Consider the following 17,208-nt stretch of genomic DNA (forward strand, 5'->3'; position numbering starts at 1 on the left):
CGAAGTTATCAATAACAAATGCATACCCATTTAATCCATCTATGCCTGGGTAAGTACAAAAACGTTAGATTAATGGAGATATACTAAATGGGAAAGATTTCTCTTTCAGAGTTGGAACAATATTTGTGGGATGCGGCTAATATTTTAAGAGGACCTGTGGATGCCTCTGATTTCAAGGCGTACATCTTCCCTTTACTGTTCTTTAAAAGGATCTCAGATGTTTATGATGAAGAATATCGTCAAGCTCTGGATGAGTCCGGCGGGGATGAAGAATATGCATCATTCCCTGAATTGCATGATTATATAATTCCTGAAGGGGCACACTGGAATGACGTTAAGGATACATCTACCAATGTTGGACAGGCACTCCAACATGCGTTCCGGGAGATTGAGAAAGCGAACCAGGATAAATTATACGAGATATTCGGAGATGTCAATTGGGGTAACAAGGAACGATTATCCGATGAACTTCTCAATGACCTGATAAACCATTTTTCGAGTAAGAATCTTTCCAAATCATATGTCGAACCTGACATGCTGGGCCAGGCTTATGAATACTTAATTAAAAAATTTGCAGATCTGACCAATCGCAAAGCTGGAGAATTCTATACCCCAAGAACAGTTGTGCATTTAATGGGCAATATTCTCAAACCACAGGAAAAGGAATCCATATATGATCCTGCATGTGGTTCCGGTGGTATGTTACTGGAAGCGGTCCACTATGTAAATAGTAGTGGTGGAGATGAGAGGACCCTGAAACTTTATGGACAGGAAAAGAATCTCACGACTTCATCCATTGCAAGAATAAATCTGTTTTTACATGGAATTCAGGATTTTCAAATTATCAGGGGTGATACGCTAAGAAATCCTTCATTCCATGAAGGCGACCAACTTTCCCAGTTTGATATAGTTATTGCCAATCCACCGTTTTCTCTGAAAAATTGGGGACAAGAGCACTGGTCTCATGATCCTTTTGGCAGGAATATCGCAGGAACCCCGCCCAAAAGTAATGGGGATTATGCCTGGGTGCAGCACATGATTTCTTCTATGGCCCCGGTTACCGGAAGAATGGCAATTGTACTTCCTCATGGTGCTTTGTTCAGAGGGGCAGCGGAAGGTAAAATCAGGAAAAAACTGATTGAAAACGATATGCTTGAAGCAGTGATTGGTCTTGGTCCGAATCTGTTTTATGGTACAGGAATTAGTGCATGCATTCTTGTTTTCAGGGCCAGAAAAGATGAATCAAGGAAAAACAAGGTCCTTTTTATCGATGCTTCGGAGCAATTCCAGAAGGGACGCAACCAGAATTTCTTCCTTCAGGAACATGCTGATAATGTCCTTGACTGGTATGAGAAATATGAGGATGTTGAGGATATCAGTAAACTGGTAGATATTAAGGAGATTGAGGAAAACGAATTTAATCTTAACATTTCCCGCTATGTCAGGAAAAAACTTGTTGTCGAGGAAATTGACCTGGAAGAAACTTTCCAGGAACTGAATCAGGCCTATGATGAATTCCTTGAATCTGAAGAAAAAATGAAATCATTACTGAAAGAGGTGGGTGTATTATGAGTGAACCAATTTCCCAGCAGCAATTGGAACAGTATCTCTGGGGTGCAGCAACACTGCTTCGGGGTGTCATTGATCCCGGAGAATATAAGAGTATAATATTCCCACTGATGTTTTTCAAACGGATTTCGGATGTGTATGATGAGGAATACCAGCAGGCCCTTGAAGAGTCCGGCGGAGATCAGGAGTATGCTGAGTTTGCAGAGAACCACAGGTTCCAGGTTCCAGCCGGTGCTCACTGGAACGATGTCAGGAATGTTTCCATAAATGTGGGACAGGCGATCAAAACTGCAATGGATGATATTGAGAAAGCCAATCCTGACAAACTTACTGGTATTTTCGGAGATGCGAACTGGACCAATAAGAACAGACTCAGTGATAATATCCTGATTGACCTTATTGAACATTTCTCAACCGTCAACCTTTCTATTACAAATGTACCACAGGACGAATTTGGTAGCGGTTATGAATATCTGATTAAGAAATTCGCCGATGATAGTGGTCATACAGCGGCTGAATTCTACACCAACCGAACAGTTGTAAGACTGATGAGTTTAATTGTGGATCCCAAATCCGGTGAAAGCATTTATGATCCCACATGTGGTTCCGGAGGAATGTTGCTCAATGCGGCTCTGCTTGCCAAAGAAAAGGGGCAGGAATATCGAAATATCAAATTATACGGTCAGGAAATCAATATCATAACTTCTGCTATTGCAAGAATGAATATGTTCCTGCATGGGTTCGAAGATTTCTATGTCATAAGGGGTGATACTTTATCAAATCCTGCTTTTGTGGAAGATGACCGGGTTAAAAAATTTGATATCGTAATTGCCAATCCTCCCTACTCAATAAAGAAATGGAATAGGGATGGCTGGATACACGATTCATGGAACAGGAATACCTATGGCACACCTCCACAGGGTTGTGCTGATTATGCATTTTTCCAACACATCATTGCATCCATGAAAGAAGATACTGGCAGATGTGCGATACTATATCCTCATGGAGTATTGGAAAGAAATAATGAAAAGAAAATGAGAAAAGAAATTATAGAAAATGACCTTATTGAATGTGTCATCGGGCTTGGAAAAAATCTGTTTTATAATTCATCTATGAAGTCCTGCATCGTAATTTGTAACAAAAACAAGCCAGAAAATCGAAAAAATAAAATTTTGTTTATCGATGCAAAAGATGAAATCTCCATTAACACGACACAGGCAAAATTGGAAAGTGAACATATTGATAAGATCCATGCTGCGTATTCGGATTTTAAATCGATAGAAAAATTTGCAAATGCAGTGGACATAGAAGAAATTCGAGACAAAGATTACAATTTAAACATACGTATGTATGTGGACAATAACCCTTACATTGATAGAGTTCTTTTGGATACTCCTTTAGAACAATATGTTGACGATTGGATGAAAAATAGTGAAAAAGTAAAACAATCTACGGATGAATTAAAAGTGGCCTTGAAGGAGGTCATAGACAATGGATGAAAAAATACCAAACGGGTGGGAAATTGTAAAATTTGGAGATGTCGTTGGAAAAGTAAGCGACAAATTCCAAGATAGAAGTGCATGGCATTTTGAACGGTATATTGGCGGGGAGCATTTTGATGAAGGTGCAATACGTGTTACGAAATCCAATCCCATAAAAGGTAATGAAGACGTAATCGGATCTGCTTTCCATATGCGATTCAAACCGGGTCATGTTTTGTATGTATCCCGTAACCCACGTTTACGCAAAGGAGGGATGGTAGATTTTGAAGGAATTTGCTCAAATACTACATATGTATTACAAGCTGATGAATCCAAGCTATTACAATCACTTCTTCCATTCATTATCCAAACAGAAGCCTTTGTGAAACATACTACAAACTCAGCTCATGGTTCTACTAATCCCTTTTTGAATTGGAAAGATATTGCAAATTACAATCTATTGTTACCTCCAATTGAAGAACAGAAGAAGATGGCTGAAATATTATGGTCTATGGAAGATAATATTGAGAAGAATGAGAAATTAATTAAAAAAAATAAACAATATAAAAAAATAATGATAAACCAATTATTGACTAAAGGCATCGGGCATAAAAAGTTCAAAGAAACTGAACTTGGACGTATCCCTGAAAATTGGAAACTATCTAAGTTATCAGATATCATGAATATTATAGGTGGGGGTACACCAAAGACTTCAGTTACTTCTTACTGGAATGGAAATATACCTTGGATATCAGTAGAAGATTTCGATTCTAACTCTAGATATATAAGTTCAACAAAAAAAACAATTACAAAAGAAGGTTTGGATAATAGTTCTACTAAAATATTACCCAAAAAAAGTCTAATTATTTCTGCTCGTGGTACTGTGGGGTTAGTGTGCCAATTAAATAAAGAAATGGCTTTTAATCAATCTTGCTATGGATTAATTGGAAAAGGGGATGTTATTGATGATTTTTTATATTATTCTCTCCTTTTTAATATTGAACAACTAAAGCATAATGCTTATGGTTCTACATTTAACAGTATCACCAAAAATAATTTTGATATTGTTGATGCAGCGATTCCACCAATTGATGAACAAAAATTAATTGTAGAGAAATTAGGTTTATTCGAAAAGGTTTTGTCTGATTATAATAAACAGTTGGAAAAAACTAATACATTGAAAAAGAAACTCACCAACGAGTTCCTATCAGGTAAAATAAGAATTCCAGAGGGGGTACTGGAAAATGTTCAATGAGGCCAATTCAGTCGAAAATTTAGTTCGAGATCTTGTGGCAGAGATGAGGTGGGATTTTGTCCCGGCAGACACACTTCCCAGAGAAGAATCCGAGGTTCTGGTTGAACAGTACCTAGTAAATTCATTGGTCAAATTGAATCCTGCAATTGCTGAAGATCCCGGGCGTGCAAATGAAGTTTTGTATAAACTCCGGGCTATTATCCAGAGTTCCAGAGGAATGGGACTTGTGAGGGCAAATGAAGAATTTGCCGAGTGGCTGCGCAATGAAAAAACCATGCCTTTCGGGGAAAACGGGGATCATGTATCTGTTAAATTGATAGATTATGAAAATATTGACAATAATGATTTCATTGTAACAACCCAGTACACTTTCAAATCCGGCCAGGAAAGACGTCCAGACCTTGTTTTGCTGGTAAACGGTATTCCCCTAGTTGTAGGGGAGGCAAAAACTCCGGTCAGGCCCGCAATATCCTGGGTGGACGGGGCAATTCAGCTGGAAGAATATCAAAAATCCATACCGGAACTTTTTGTACCCAATGTCTTTTGTTTTGCCACCGAAGGAAAAACCTATCGTGTTGGCTCAATCAAATTGCCGATTGAAAAATGGCAACCCTGGAGAAATACAAAAGATGATGTCTTTGAACAGCTGGAAGAAGTCAAAAACTCCATTCGCAGGATGCTCAAACCGGAAATTGTTCTTGAATTACTGAAAGATTTTACCTTGTATAGCACCTCCAAAGGCGGCCAGCAAATCAAAATCCTCTGTCGTTACCAACAATATGAGGCCTCAAAACAGATTGTAAAAAGAGTAATTGATGGTCGGGTAAAAAAAGGTTTAATCTGGCATTTTCAGGGTTCAGGAAAATCCCTGCTAATGGTTTATGCAGCAATGCAGCTTCGCCATAATCCACATCTTCGAAATCCCACTGTAGTTGTGGTGGTAGATCGAATTGACCTGAACTCCCAGATAAGTGCAACCTTCAATGCTTCAAACGTACCCAATGTGGTTATTGCCGATTCAAGAGAGGAATTACAGACACTCTTGCAACAGGATACAAGAAAGGTAATCATTACAACCATCCATAAATTCGGTGAAGCAGACGGAGTTCTCAACGAAAGGGAAAACATTATCGTACTTGTTGACGAGGCCCACAGAACGCAGGAAGGAGATCTGGGTAAAAAAATGCGGGATGGCCTGCCCAACGCATTCCTTTTTGGCCTGACCGGGACACCCATCAATACCAGAGACAGGAACACCTTCTGGGCATTTGGTGCGGAAGAAGATGAAAACGGTTATCTTAACCGATACTCCTTCGAACAATCCGTAAAAGACAAAGCTACACTACCAATCTATTTTGAACCAAGGCCTGTTGAACTGCATATTAACAAAAACATAATTGACAGTTCATTTGATTGGATGGCCCAGGAAAATAAACTGGAATATGGAGATAAAGCCGAATTATCCGACCATGCCGGTAAATTTGGAATTTTAACCAAGGCTCCTGACCGCATAAGTAAAGTCTGCCAGGATATTGTTAGTCATTACAAAAAACATGTGGAGCCGAATGATTTCAAAGGACAGGTAGTTGTTTGGGACCGTGAAGCATGTCATCTGTACAAACAGGAAATTGACAAATACATGGACCCGGAAGAATCGGCAGTTGTAATGACCTTGCGCAAAGGTGATCCTAAAGAATGGCATGAAATGTATGCTTTAACAGATGATGAACAGGAAAAATTACTGGACCGCTTCCGGGATGTCAATGACCCACTAAAACTGCTGATTGTCACTTCCAAATTATTGACCGGTTTTGATGCACCAATCAATGAAGTGATGTACCTGGACAAACCAATGAAAGACCACACTCTTTTGCAGGCAATTTGCCGTGTAAACAGGCCTTACCCAAATAAGGATCATGGATTGGTTGTTGATTATCTGGGTATATTCGACAATGTTGCAGAGGCCCTGAATTTTGATGTGGAAGAAATGCAAACCGTCATTTCCAATATTGACCTGTTGAAACAGGAATTACCAATTGCAATTGAAAGATGTCTCAGCCATTTCCCGAATGTTGACAGGGAAATCGATGGTTACGAAGGCCTACTTGCAGCTCAGGACTGTTTGAGAACTGATGAAGAAAGAGACCGCTTCGCTGCGGATTATTCCTATCTGGCCAGACACTGGGAAGCGCTATCCCCGGACCCATTCCTGAATGAATATGAAGATAATTACAAATGGCTAACTCAAGTGTATGAATCAATAAAACCGCCAAGTGGAAATGGAAAACTCATCTGGCATGCCCTCGGTGGCAAAACTCTGAAATTAATTCATGAAAACGTCACTGTTCAGACAATCAGGGACGACCTTGAAACCCTCATTATGGATGCAAGTATCCTGGAACATCTAAATGAAAAGGATGCAAAAGACAAGGCCAAAAAACTTGCAGTCAAGATTGAATGGAAATTGCATGTTCATGTCGATGACCCCCGATTCCAGGAACTTGGTGAAAGGCTTGAAAAATTGAAAGAAATGCATTATCAAAACACCATTAATAGCATTGATTTCTTAAAGAAACTCCTTGAAATCGCCCGGGAAACCGTTCAACTGGAAAGAGAAACTGAAGCTGAACCTGTGGATGATACAAAAGAATCTCTTACCAAACTATTCCTGGAATGCAAAGTTGAAACAACGCCTGTAATTGTGGAAAAAATTGTCAATGATATCGATAATGTTGTCAAATACACCAGGTTTGATGGCTGGCAATGGACAACTACAGGGGAAAGGGAAATTCAGAAAGCTTTACGTCAGACTTTGTTGAAGTACAAATTGCATAAGGAACAGGAATTATTTGATAGGGCTTATGAGTATATCAGGGAGCATTATTGAAAGGATAAACGTTGCTGATTCGTAATGAGATGTATCCCTCTTTAAATAATCCTTTTACTCAATTAGTTAGGTAGACTTCAAATTGGTTAATCAAATAATTTATCAAATTCTGTTCTATAAACATTTCTTTCATTGATTCTTGTTATATATTCATTTAACTTTCCACGTATTAAGTCTAGAAATTCTGAAGTATCTTCTCCGTAAATCATAAAGCTTCCAGAAGCACAAGTGACATCGAAATTATTACTGTTTATCAAACTTTGAATCACTGGTTGGTGTTCCTCTTGGAAAATTTGTTCAGTAAAATTATATCCGATTGCCTTTGTTGTTTTTTCTTCTACTTTTGAATTGTATTTATTTTCTTGTAACAATAAATTGGCAAAATCAACCTCATCGTAAAATTTAGTGAATTTTCGATTTTGAATATCTGTATAACAATCAGGACTTGCACTTAAGTCAAAAAAGTAAAATTCACTAATTATATCTTGTTTTCTATCTAAAAAATTAATTAGAGTGCTGATTTTGTTGTTATCATAAAGAATTTCGTAGAAGTCATAATCAGACTCCAAATTAATATCGATGTGTGAACAATTGGATATACCTTTTCTCGCTTTTTGGGGAATTATTTCTGCACGAATGATACCATAAGGCGCTTCAGCAACCATTGTTACAAAATAATTATTGTTGAGGTTCTCAAGTATATCATTTTCTAATAAATCATCAATCCAATTTATTACTTCAGATTCTTCAACTTTTACAAATGTATATTCTGAGTAATAAACTTCTTTCTTGTTGCAAACATCAATAAACTCAAAAATAGAATTAACAATTTCAATTTTAGTTTTCAAAGGAATTTTTTTATTCCTGAATTTTATTGAAAGCATTTATTTATCCCTTTCCACAAAATAAACTGGAGAATTTCCGATTTTAAATGGCTTCTCATTATGCTTATAGATCAATAAATCGTTTTTATTTCTATCTCTTTTTAATTCCCTTGCTATTTTCTGAGAAATTTTTGGTGCAGATAATATACAATAATTAACCTGGCAATATTTATTTTCATTGAATTTTGTTTCAAAATAACGTTTAAACTCTTTCAATTTACTTTCGACTTCATGAGTTCCATAATTGATTGACTTTTCTTCTATTAATCCAATTCCCACAGAATAATGTATTTGATCTGGTCTCTTTCCCCTGTAAGATGAAAATAATCCATTTTTTTGATTATTTATTTCATTCTCATTCACAAGTAAACAAATAAAACTAAATTCTTGATTGAAATCATTTATTGAAATTGGAGGAGAAAGGTAAAAGTCCTGAAGCTCAATAGGGAACTCTTCTCTTTCAGGGAAATCATTTTTTGTTAACATTATTTTTCTGCCTAAAGGTTAATTGTGATCTTAATTTATATATTACTCTACTCAAAAGAAACATTAAAAGTATAAATTTTTCTCATATTATATAGGGTTATACACTTTATTAATGATATACTTCAAAGTTCCCAATGCAACATAATATACATTTTGTTACATTTTCAGGAAAAAGTAAATTTATTATCTTAGTAAATTCACATTTCATGAACATCACTTTCTTCTTTCAAGTTTAATTGTAAACATGATTCCAAGAAAACAATCAAAGCTTCTTTGAATTCTTCAACATCTACAAATTCACTAATATATTTATCCTCACATTTTTTAATTATTTCAAGGACACCTTGTTCTTTTGATTTACGAGGTTCAGTTGTATAAAAGTGCTCTAATTCCCCGGTCAATATGAATATATTTAGTTCTCTTAATTTAACAAGATATTGTTCAATTTCCTTTTTCACACTTTCATTTTTGATATCATCCAATCTTTTATATGTACCATTGTTTTTCTTAATAATGTCAAATATTTCTTTAGATCGTTTTTTTGCATTATCCAGATTTTCAGATGAAATATCATTTATTATTTCCTCGCATATATTAGGAATATTCTTAATTTCATCTTCATTTCTTATTGTTTCAATTACCTGAGACTTTAATTCACCTAGCTTTTCTTTTTGTTCAACAAAGCCAGTTTTATTAAAATAAGTATCCAATCCATCTCTGAAAAAATCAAAATCACTTATAACTAAATATGGTATATTTATAGATTTCAGTACATTGGCATACTTCCAGAATTCATGTTTGCCGCCACAACTTATAACAGATACATTATATTCATTCATCCAATTTTTACCAAGTTTACCATCTTCACATTCAAGACGTTGCCCAATTTCTCTTGCTATATATTCTAAAATATATTTGTCAGCACCTTCAACAAGAATGACTGCATCAGCAAAAAACATCTCTGAATTTTGCTTTTTTATAAGAATTTGTTTTGATTTTATATCATCAAAATAGAAATTCGTGGCGACACTTTTGTTACCATCTTTTTTGACAACAATTAGGTTGATACTATCATCAGGAGTACAAACGAACTCTGGTGAATGAGTAGTAATTATGACCTGATTCTTATTATCATCTAAAAAATGATCTAACTTATCAGAAATTACTCTTCTACCATGAGGATGTAAATAAAGTTCAGGTTCCTCAATTGCCAATAGTGAACCATTTGTATGTGCCACATTTCTCACATAGTAATCAAAAAGGGATATTATCACCGAACTTTGAATACCTGAACCTTTATCTTCCAACTTGGTGTTAAATCCATCATTTACGTATATCAATGTACTTTTGTATATATCCTGTCGGGTGTCAGGATTAAATTGAAAGCTGATGGTTGTATTTGGAAATGCTATTTGCGTATTCCCTGAACAGATTCGATTTTGCAAATCTCCAAATACCTTATTTGAAGCTTCTTTTACACATTCAAACGCATAATCTAATTCTGGATTTTCATTCGGGATACATTCCTTTAATAACTTTCCATACCATGTATAATTTGCAATTCTCAACTGGCTTTTTGGATCTCTAAATGATGGAACGATCGCACTTTGCAAGAAAGTATTTCTTAAATTGGCATTCATGCAAACATACCAATCTGATTCGTTTGTTTGTTTATAAAAAAAAGTCATCTCTTTAACATAATTTCCATCTTCATCTTTTTTACAGAAAAAGGCAAATGCAAAATGGCCATAATTTTCCAACTCTTCTTCACAACTTCTGATACAATATGGCTTATCTCCGATCCATTCTTTTTTATATTTTGACTCATATCCCTTATTCAGTTCTGCAGCAAAATCTTCTGACATGTAATATAAAAAAGAATTTTTGTCATTGAAATCAATATTAGTTTTCACATGATTTCCTCTTTTATTCTTTATTTTAAAAAAAGCTCCTTTAAAGTTAGATAGATCTACATGTTCTTCATCATTTTTAATAATTTCACACCAAATGAATATGTCTTCATCTGTATTTCCTTCAAAGAAATCATTATCTGTAATATTATTAGATTTATTCCATGTAGGAGATTTTTCTCCAAGAAGCAAATCAATAGCTTTAATGATATTGCTTTTACCTGAATTGTTTTTTCCAACAATTACATTTTTTCCTTTTTTAAAATCTAAATCTAATTCCTTTATTGATCTATAATTTTCAATGTGGATTTTTGATAAGTACAAGTCAACACCCCAGACAATCATCAATTTTTATCAATCGTACTCACTACATTTTAATAAACCTTTTCAATTTAAACCAAGATATTCCTAAAAACCTATGCAGTTGATGTAGAGGAACGATACTATATGTTATCTGCATCACATATTTATTTATATACAGATGAAAAAGAATACTTTCAGTACGCATCAACTTAATTTATATACCACAAAAATAATCTAAATAGTAAGTAACATCAAATAATCTTCCAAACGAAACAATGGTGAAACTATGAAAGCAAACTCAAGAAAAAAGAAAAGAACCGGATGGAAATCAGGAACAGTAAAAAAATGCATAGATGGTGACACTCTCGAAATGACGAACGGCGACAGAATAAGACTTAGTAAAGTTCGATCTCCTGAAACTTATCAAAAAGGTGGAAACAAATCGACTAATGTATTAAGAGGAATGGTTAATAAATGTAAAAAGAAAATACAATACAAGCCCACTTCAACAAAAGGAAGTTATAATCGAATTGTTGCTGAAGTCAAAAATAAAGATGGTTCAATAAATGAAAGAATGCGAAAGAAAGGTTACAAATCAAAAGGCAGATAAATGTTTATTGGGAACCGTATAAAATAAATGAAAGGAAGAATTTCATTCATTTCTTATTCTTTGAAGATGCGGATTGTGCACGGGATTTGAATCCTTGATTTTTACCCGTTTTATCAGCATGAGATTTGGGCTCTGTAGAAACCCTTTCCTCTTATTTCCACCAAGATGTTATCATTTAGATTCATGCATTTCTCTTCATTGATGGTTGTACCATTCACAAATCCCCTTATAATCACAGAAATAACAGTTCGGCTCTTCCCTGATCTCAAAATCCTCGGCTTTGATGTCTGCCACAATCTCCCTGACACCATCAAGTACTGAATTGATCTGTGATTGGTTCACATCCATTAATCTGAGGTCCCGAATGTTCGGATTGACATACATCAGCCCTGCTTTGACCGGATACTTTCCATACCTCTCCCTGACAGCCTGACAGTACAGGGCAAGTTGTACATCCTCTGGCATTTTGTTCTTGCTCAATGGACTTTTGCTGGTCTTGTAATCGATAACAATATACTCGCCCTCAGGAGTTTGGTCGATGCGGTCTATCACTCCTCCAAACTGTGCTCCGTCAAGTTTCAGATTGAACTTTTCCTCCACAGCAATCGTTTCATTGACATTACTTTTCTCAAACTCAAACCAGTATTCCAGCATTTGCCTGACTCGGTCAAGTTCCTGCTGCTCGTGGGTCTGCGAATCAAAAACAGAACCATCCCACGTTTCATCCAGGATACGATTGGCAAGTTCCATATCAATGGATTTGCCCTGCATCCTGTACCTGGAGAGTTGTTCAAACACAGAATGCACATCAGTTCCTGTCTGGAAGAATGTCTTTTGTGGAATCGGTATATTCAGTACATTGCTATACTTGAACTTCAGGGGACATTCCATGTATTGCCTGACCTTAGAAGCTGAAAAACGCATATCAGAATCTACAAGAGGTGGCATTTCTTCATTGACCAGTGCCTCCAGCTCCTCTATATCCCTGGGTGTAGTCTTCAAAAAGTCTTCAATATTAAAAACAGCCAGATTGCCTTTATCCTCTATCTCTTTTAACTGGGTAAGCACCACCAGTGACTCCAGTGCCTGCTTCATCTGGCCCTGGCCGGCATACATATTCATAAGCCTGAGATATTCATCCTGTTTCTTTTTCAATGGAGATTCTGTGACAACAGTTTCAGTATCCTGCAATCTGTCAGTTTCAATGTATTCAATCAGGGGATTTGATTCATAATCTAACTGTGTTACAAACTCACTGGGTTTGACACCCCGTTTGTTACCTGCATATTTTTCAGGAAATGTGAGATACAGTTTTTCCCTGGCCCGCGTCATGGCTACATAGGCCAGCCTGCGCTCTTCCTCCAGGTGCAGGATCTTATCCTCCACATCCCTCTGCACACCTTTCTCAAGTTCCCGGGGAACTCTGAATTGCTTTTTGGTGAATCTCAGGGGCAGATGCCGGTCAGCCAGATCGCAGACAAAAACAACCTTTGCTTCCTTACCCTTGGACTGGTGGATAGTCATGACCTTGACAGTATTTTCCTCACTGGTTTCCTCATCCCCGATATCCAGGTTGAAGACAAGTTCCAGATATTCAACGGCCCTGGCAAATTCAGAACCTCCATCCACAAGTTCCAGATCTTCCACCATACTGGTCAGGGAATTGAGTATATGAATATTCCTTCTGGAAGTAAAGGTATCTGCAAGCAACTGCGATTTGTAAAGATCCGTTTTCTCAGATAACAGATATTTAACAGTATCAGAGGGAAGATGATTCTTCCTGTAATCGATGAGTTCATTGAGCCGGGTAAGGATGGACTTGACAAGTGCCTTTTGTATTATTGGCACATCATCAAGATAGTGTTGCAGCACAGAATATATGCCATCTCCTTCCAGTTCAGTCTCCCGGCTGAGTTTTTTTGCCATTGTATTGATCTTCTGGAGGTCGTGCTCACTTACTCCTTCCCTTGCCAATATCCTGGCAAAAGCAATTCCATTATTGAAAGGATCAGCGACAATATGCATGTAGGCCAGGGCTTCCTGTACAATGGGATAATTTTTAAGCTGCAGGTTGCCCACATATTCCACAGGGATCATTTTGCCTTTCAATGCATCACTGTACTTTTTCCCGTCAGCACGTTTCCGGGTAAGAACAAATATCTCATCAGGCGCAATATTCTCTTCTTCAATCAGCCGCTGAATCTCGTCTGCAACCCAATTGGCCTCACTGGTGTCATCAGGGGTTTTTACCACCTTTATTTTCTCTCCATCCCCATTGTGGGAATGCAGCGTCTTATCTTCCCTTTCCGGGTTTGTTGCGATCAATTGCTGGGATAATTGTACTATCTGTGAGCTGGACCGGTAATTGCGATCCAGGGGTATTTTTTCAAGGGATGCATAGTAATCCTGCAGTTGTTTGATATTGGAAAGATAGGCACCCCTGAATCTGTAGATGCACTGGTCATCATCGGCCACACAGGTCAGGTTGGTGCCATCGGCAATTAGATTGATAAGATAGAGCTGGGCATAATTTGTATCCTGGAATTCATCTACCAAAACGTAATCATATCTGTTTCGGATCTGATTGCGAACAACTTCATTGCTTTCGAGCAGGCGACATACCATTGAGATCATGTCATCGTAATCCATGAAATTATGATCCCGTTTGTACTCCTGGTAATGTGAATAGAACCTGGCAAGATCGGCAAGTTTGAGCAGATCATCCCTTTCTTGTTCATCAATGTTTTCATCCAGCTTTCGTTTGACATACTCCTGCAACTCCTGCGGACCCACCAGATGATCATGTAACTGCGAAACGCCTTCCAGCAAACTTGTAATGAGATCATAGGGCCTGTTGGGGATCGCAATATTCTCAAAACCAAAAGAATCGATATTGTTTATCCCCCAGACATGCGAATGTTCCTGTGAGATAAGTCTGGTACCCTGATTGATGCCAGCATACAGGGAGAACTCCTTGAGCAGGTCATTGCAGTAGGAATGAAAGGTGGATACCGTAATTCCGCTGGATTCTCCAATACGGTTTTCAATTCTCTCCTCCATCTCCCCTGCAGCCTTTTCAGAGAAGGTTAAAGCAAGTATCCGGTCAGGAGAAAAGCCTTCATCCACAATATTTACGACCTTTTCCGTAATGGTCAAAGTTTTGCCAGAGCCAGGACCTGCGAGTATGAGAAGTGGCCCGTCTGTATAATCAACTGCTTGTGATTGTGAAGGATTGAGTTTAATATCTCCCAATTTTTAGTACCCCATTTACAATTTTATTATATAGCAAATGATTATATTCATTTTGTATAAGTTTTGTTATTTTTTTGAGTGACTGAGGTGTTGCAATATTATTGAGTCAGTATTGATAGTATGTCATGTTTGTCAATATATCAGAGAAATGATTAAAGAAATGGGTGCAGAAAACCTTATTCCAATACATACTGAAAAACCAGAAATGTTTTTCGAGGAAAAATCATAAAGTACTCCATCCGAGCAGCGATCATTCTCCCCAACCAATTGCCCCCCATTGATTGAGTCTATCCTATAGATGTTTATTCAAACTAAACGGTTTATCAATCTTGGATCTACGCTTCATAATCGTGCAAAGTATTCTTAAAAAACCCACCTTCTTCCATTCAGAATAAGACATGTAAAGGACCTTCTACCTCAACTCCTCTGAATTATCCCTTTCACTCTTATAGACAGGATTCACAAACACCAAATTCTTTCGGAAACAGAAGTGAATGAATGGTTTGTTCTACTTTTTGTTCACATATTTATATGGAATCGTCACTTTCTTTTAAGGACACTTTCCTGATCCAAAGTAATGCATGGGATATAATTCCAAGAACAGGCAATTCAATCAACGGACCTATTACAAGGGCCAATGCAATAAAAGGCTCTTCTGGAAATGCAGTTAATGCAATCGCCAGCACTATAGGGGAGTTACGTGCAAGCGTGGTCAGGTTCAAACTGGCAGTATCCTGATAAGAAAAATTGAGATATCTACCGACAATTTGCCCTGTAATAAATACGATAACAAAGAATAACAGAACAGGGAGGATGAGTTTCAATAATATCAGTGGATTCTGAACCAGTTGTTCACCCTGTGAAGCAAACATGGATATTATTGCAAGGTTTAGAAAAGAGAACTGCAAATGATCAAGTTTAGGAAAAATCCTTTTCTCAAGCCAGTATTCGCCTTTTAGTATTGGAATGGTCTTTTTTGTAATAGGGGACATAAGGAAAGGAACAAAAAGCACAAGAAGCACACTTTCAAACAATATGCCAATATCAATTGTTGCGATTGTTCCGGCAAAGATCAGCAGATATACCGGCAGCAATATTAACTGGAGAATCAGATTCATCGGGAGAATAGACGCAGAAAGTGGCACATTGCCACGTGCAATTCCTGTGAAAAGCAGATACCAGTCTGTACATGGAGTAACCATCAACATAATGAAACCTATCCAAAGAGCAGGCACATCTCTTAAAAAGATAAAACCGAGGACAAATGCCAGCAGTGGATTGAAAATGAAATTAATACCGCCACTGACACTCGCAAACTTCCAATTTTTAAAAGAATTTCTCAGTTGGTTAAGAGGAACCTGTAAAAATATCCCATACAGCATAATCATCAGAAAAGGAACAATAAAAGAGGCTGCGTAATTTCGGACAGTAGTGTTTTGCCCCAGAATTAATCCGGCAATAACAGAGCCTAATATGAAGAAAGATTGATATTTTTCAATATTGACCATTTTGTTCCCCTATAAATTATACAGTTAATTTGTTCTCGATGACAGGAAAGGACCGATTATCAAATCTGTTCACACTGTTACAGAAAATATTCCTCCAAATGACTTAAACGTTACTTAACGTTCTATGTCTTCATTACAGGGTATGGAGTATAAGGGGGAGGAAATCCACTATTTTATAGTGAATGATTTACTTTATGAAAAACCGATATGATGGGCCTGGCAATCAGGTTGTCAGTATACTCCATCACTTCGACACAGCCCGGAGGTCCGCAAAAGGCATGGGTTTCTTGTAACGAATGTGCAGAAATATACAATTTTTTTGCACCCATTTCGTTTGGTTTTTTTTATTCACAAGGGCAAACAATTTTTCCAATTCCTTTTCCGCGATTTACATCGATATTTTTAAAGCAAACGTGTTATATACATATCGTTCCAATTACTAATAGTCTAATTTGGGCGAGTAAAAAATGATTAATCATGATCAAGTATTTGATACAGTTATAAGATATGTCACTTTTTCCATTCTTTATATACTGTTAATAGCAATAATTGTGGGATTGTTAAATCTTATCTATAATGTTGGATATATCACATATGAAATTCTTGGCGGCAATTTTATCCATATAAGTTTCATCGATGTAGTTGTTGGCGTTCTTACAATTTTTATCCTTATTGACCTTTTCAAGACTTTCGTTGATTATCGCGAACATAAACGAATCAGACTTGTATACATAACAGATGCTACTATTTTGATAGTTATGCGTGAAATAGCAGTGGGCGTTTATGTAAGTCGAATCGAATATGAATTTATTTTAAGTTTATCAATATTACTACTTGTATTAGGTATAATACGACTATTATCTGTAAAATATCCTAATACTGACGGCAAAAATAACTAATACTGATTGCGACACTGGACACTGTTCAGTCAAGAAATAAATAGGTTTTTCATCCACTATTTAAAGGGGATGAAAAATGGAACTGGATGCATTATTGGATTTAATGCCGGTAGACATTAAATCTTTCGTGCAAAGGAAGAGTAGGACCTAAAAGCCATAGCACT

The 17,208-nt window shown here is 36.8% G+C and carries 11 protein-coding genes; 6 read left to right on the forward strand and 5 right to left on the reverse strand.

The genetic code is table 11. From position 1 onward, the window contains the following. Positions 1–87: 87 nt before the first annotated feature. Genes MMAH_RS05245 through MMAH_RS05260 form a run of 4 tightly spaced genes read left to right on the forward strand, consistent with a single transcriptional unit; the run spans position 88 to position 7,192 of the window. On the forward strand, positions 88–1,572 hold the full coding sequence (locus tag MMAH_RS05245; protein ID WP_013037500.1) for a type I restriction-modification system subunit M: 1,485 nt from the start codon (positions 88–90) through the stop codon (positions 1,570–1,572). Then, entirely contained in the window at positions 1,569–3,068 is a 1,500-nt protein-coding gene (locus tag MMAH_RS05250; protein ID WP_013037501.1) for a type I restriction-modification system subunit M, read from the forward strand. The genes MMAH_RS05245 and MMAH_RS05250 overlap by 4 nt, the downstream gene beginning before the upstream one ends. Continuing rightward, the gene (locus MMAH_RS05255; protein WP_013037502.1) at positions 3,061–4,305 is read left to right on the forward strand and encodes a restriction endonuclease subunit S; all 1,245 of its coding nucleotides are present in this window, start codon (positions 3,061–3,063) and stop codon (positions 4,303–4,305) included. Before MMAH_RS05250 ends, MMAH_RS05255 begins: the two co-directional genes overlap by 8 nt. After that, positions 4,295–7,192, forward strand: a complete 2,898-nt coding sequence (locus MMAH_RS05260; RefSeq protein ID WP_013037503.1) for a type I restriction endonuclease subunit R — start codon at positions 4,295–4,297, stop codon at positions 7,190–7,192. The genes MMAH_RS05255 and MMAH_RS05260 overlap by 11 nt, the downstream gene beginning before the upstream one ends. Positions 7,193–7,278: 86 nt before the next feature. Here the strand turns inward: MMAH_RS05260 and MMAH_RS05265 are convergent, their stop codons facing one another. From MMAH_RS05265 to MMAH_RS05275, 3 genes are all read right to left on the reverse strand, one after another. Continuing rightward, positions 7,279–8,076, reverse strand: coding sequence for a hypothetical protein (locus MMAH_RS05265; protein WP_013037504.1), 798 nt, complete (start codon positions 8,074–8,076; stop codon positions 7,279–7,281). Next, positions 8,077–8,562 (reverse strand): hypothetical protein, encoded by a 486-nt coding sequence (locus tag MMAH_RS05270; protein ID WP_013037505.1) that lies wholly within the window; start codon positions 8,560–8,562, stop codon positions 8,077–8,079. It lies immediately after the preceding gene. Positions 8,563–8,759: 197 nt separating this feature from the next. Continuing rightward, the gene (locus MMAH_RS05275) at positions 8,760–10,817 is read right to left on the reverse strand and encodes an ATP-dependent nuclease (RefSeq protein ID WP_013037506.1); all 2,058 of its coding nucleotides are present in this window, start codon (positions 10,815–10,817) and stop codon (positions 8,760–8,762) included. 244 nt (positions 10,818–11,061) lie between these two features. Here MMAH_RS05275 and MMAH_RS05280 point away from each other — a divergent pair, with 244 nt between their 5' ends. Next, on the forward strand, positions 11,062–11,385 hold the full coding sequence (locus MMAH_RS05280) for a thermonuclease family protein (protein WP_013037507.1): 324 nt from the start codon (positions 11,062–11,064) through the stop codon (positions 11,383–11,385). Positions 11,386–11,580: 195 nt separating this feature from the next. Here the strand turns inward: MMAH_RS05280 and MMAH_RS05285 are convergent, their stop codons facing one another. Together MMAH_RS05285 and MMAH_RS05290 are read right to left on the reverse strand one after the other, a co-directional pair. After that, on the reverse strand, positions 11,581–14,637 hold the full coding sequence (locus MMAH_RS05285; protein ID WP_013037508.1) for an ATP-dependent helicase: 3,057 nt from the start codon (positions 14,635–14,637) through the stop codon (positions 11,581–11,583). A 527-nt stretch (positions 14,638–15,164) separates the two neighbouring features. Further along, positions 15,165–16,145, reverse strand: coding sequence for an arsenic resistance protein (locus tag MMAH_RS05290; RefSeq protein ID WP_013037509.1), 981 nt, complete (start codon positions 16,143–16,145; stop codon positions 15,165–15,167). A gap of 467 nt (positions 16,146–16,612) precedes the next feature. On the opposite strand from MMAH_RS05290, the gene MMAH_RS05295 reads away from it, so the two are divergent. Further along, a complete protein-coding gene (locus MMAH_RS05295) occupies positions 16,613–17,044 on the forward strand; it encodes a phosphate-starvation-inducible PsiE family protein (RefSeq protein WP_013037510.1) in 432 nt (143 codons plus the stop codon). Positions 17,045–17,208: the final 164 nt, after the last annotated feature.

This window comes from Methanohalophilus mahii DSM 5219, assembly GCF_000025865.1.
Taxonomy (GTDB): domain Archaea; phylum Halobacteriota; class Methanosarcinia; order Methanosarcinales; family Methanosarcinaceae; genus Methanohalophilus; species Methanohalophilus mahii.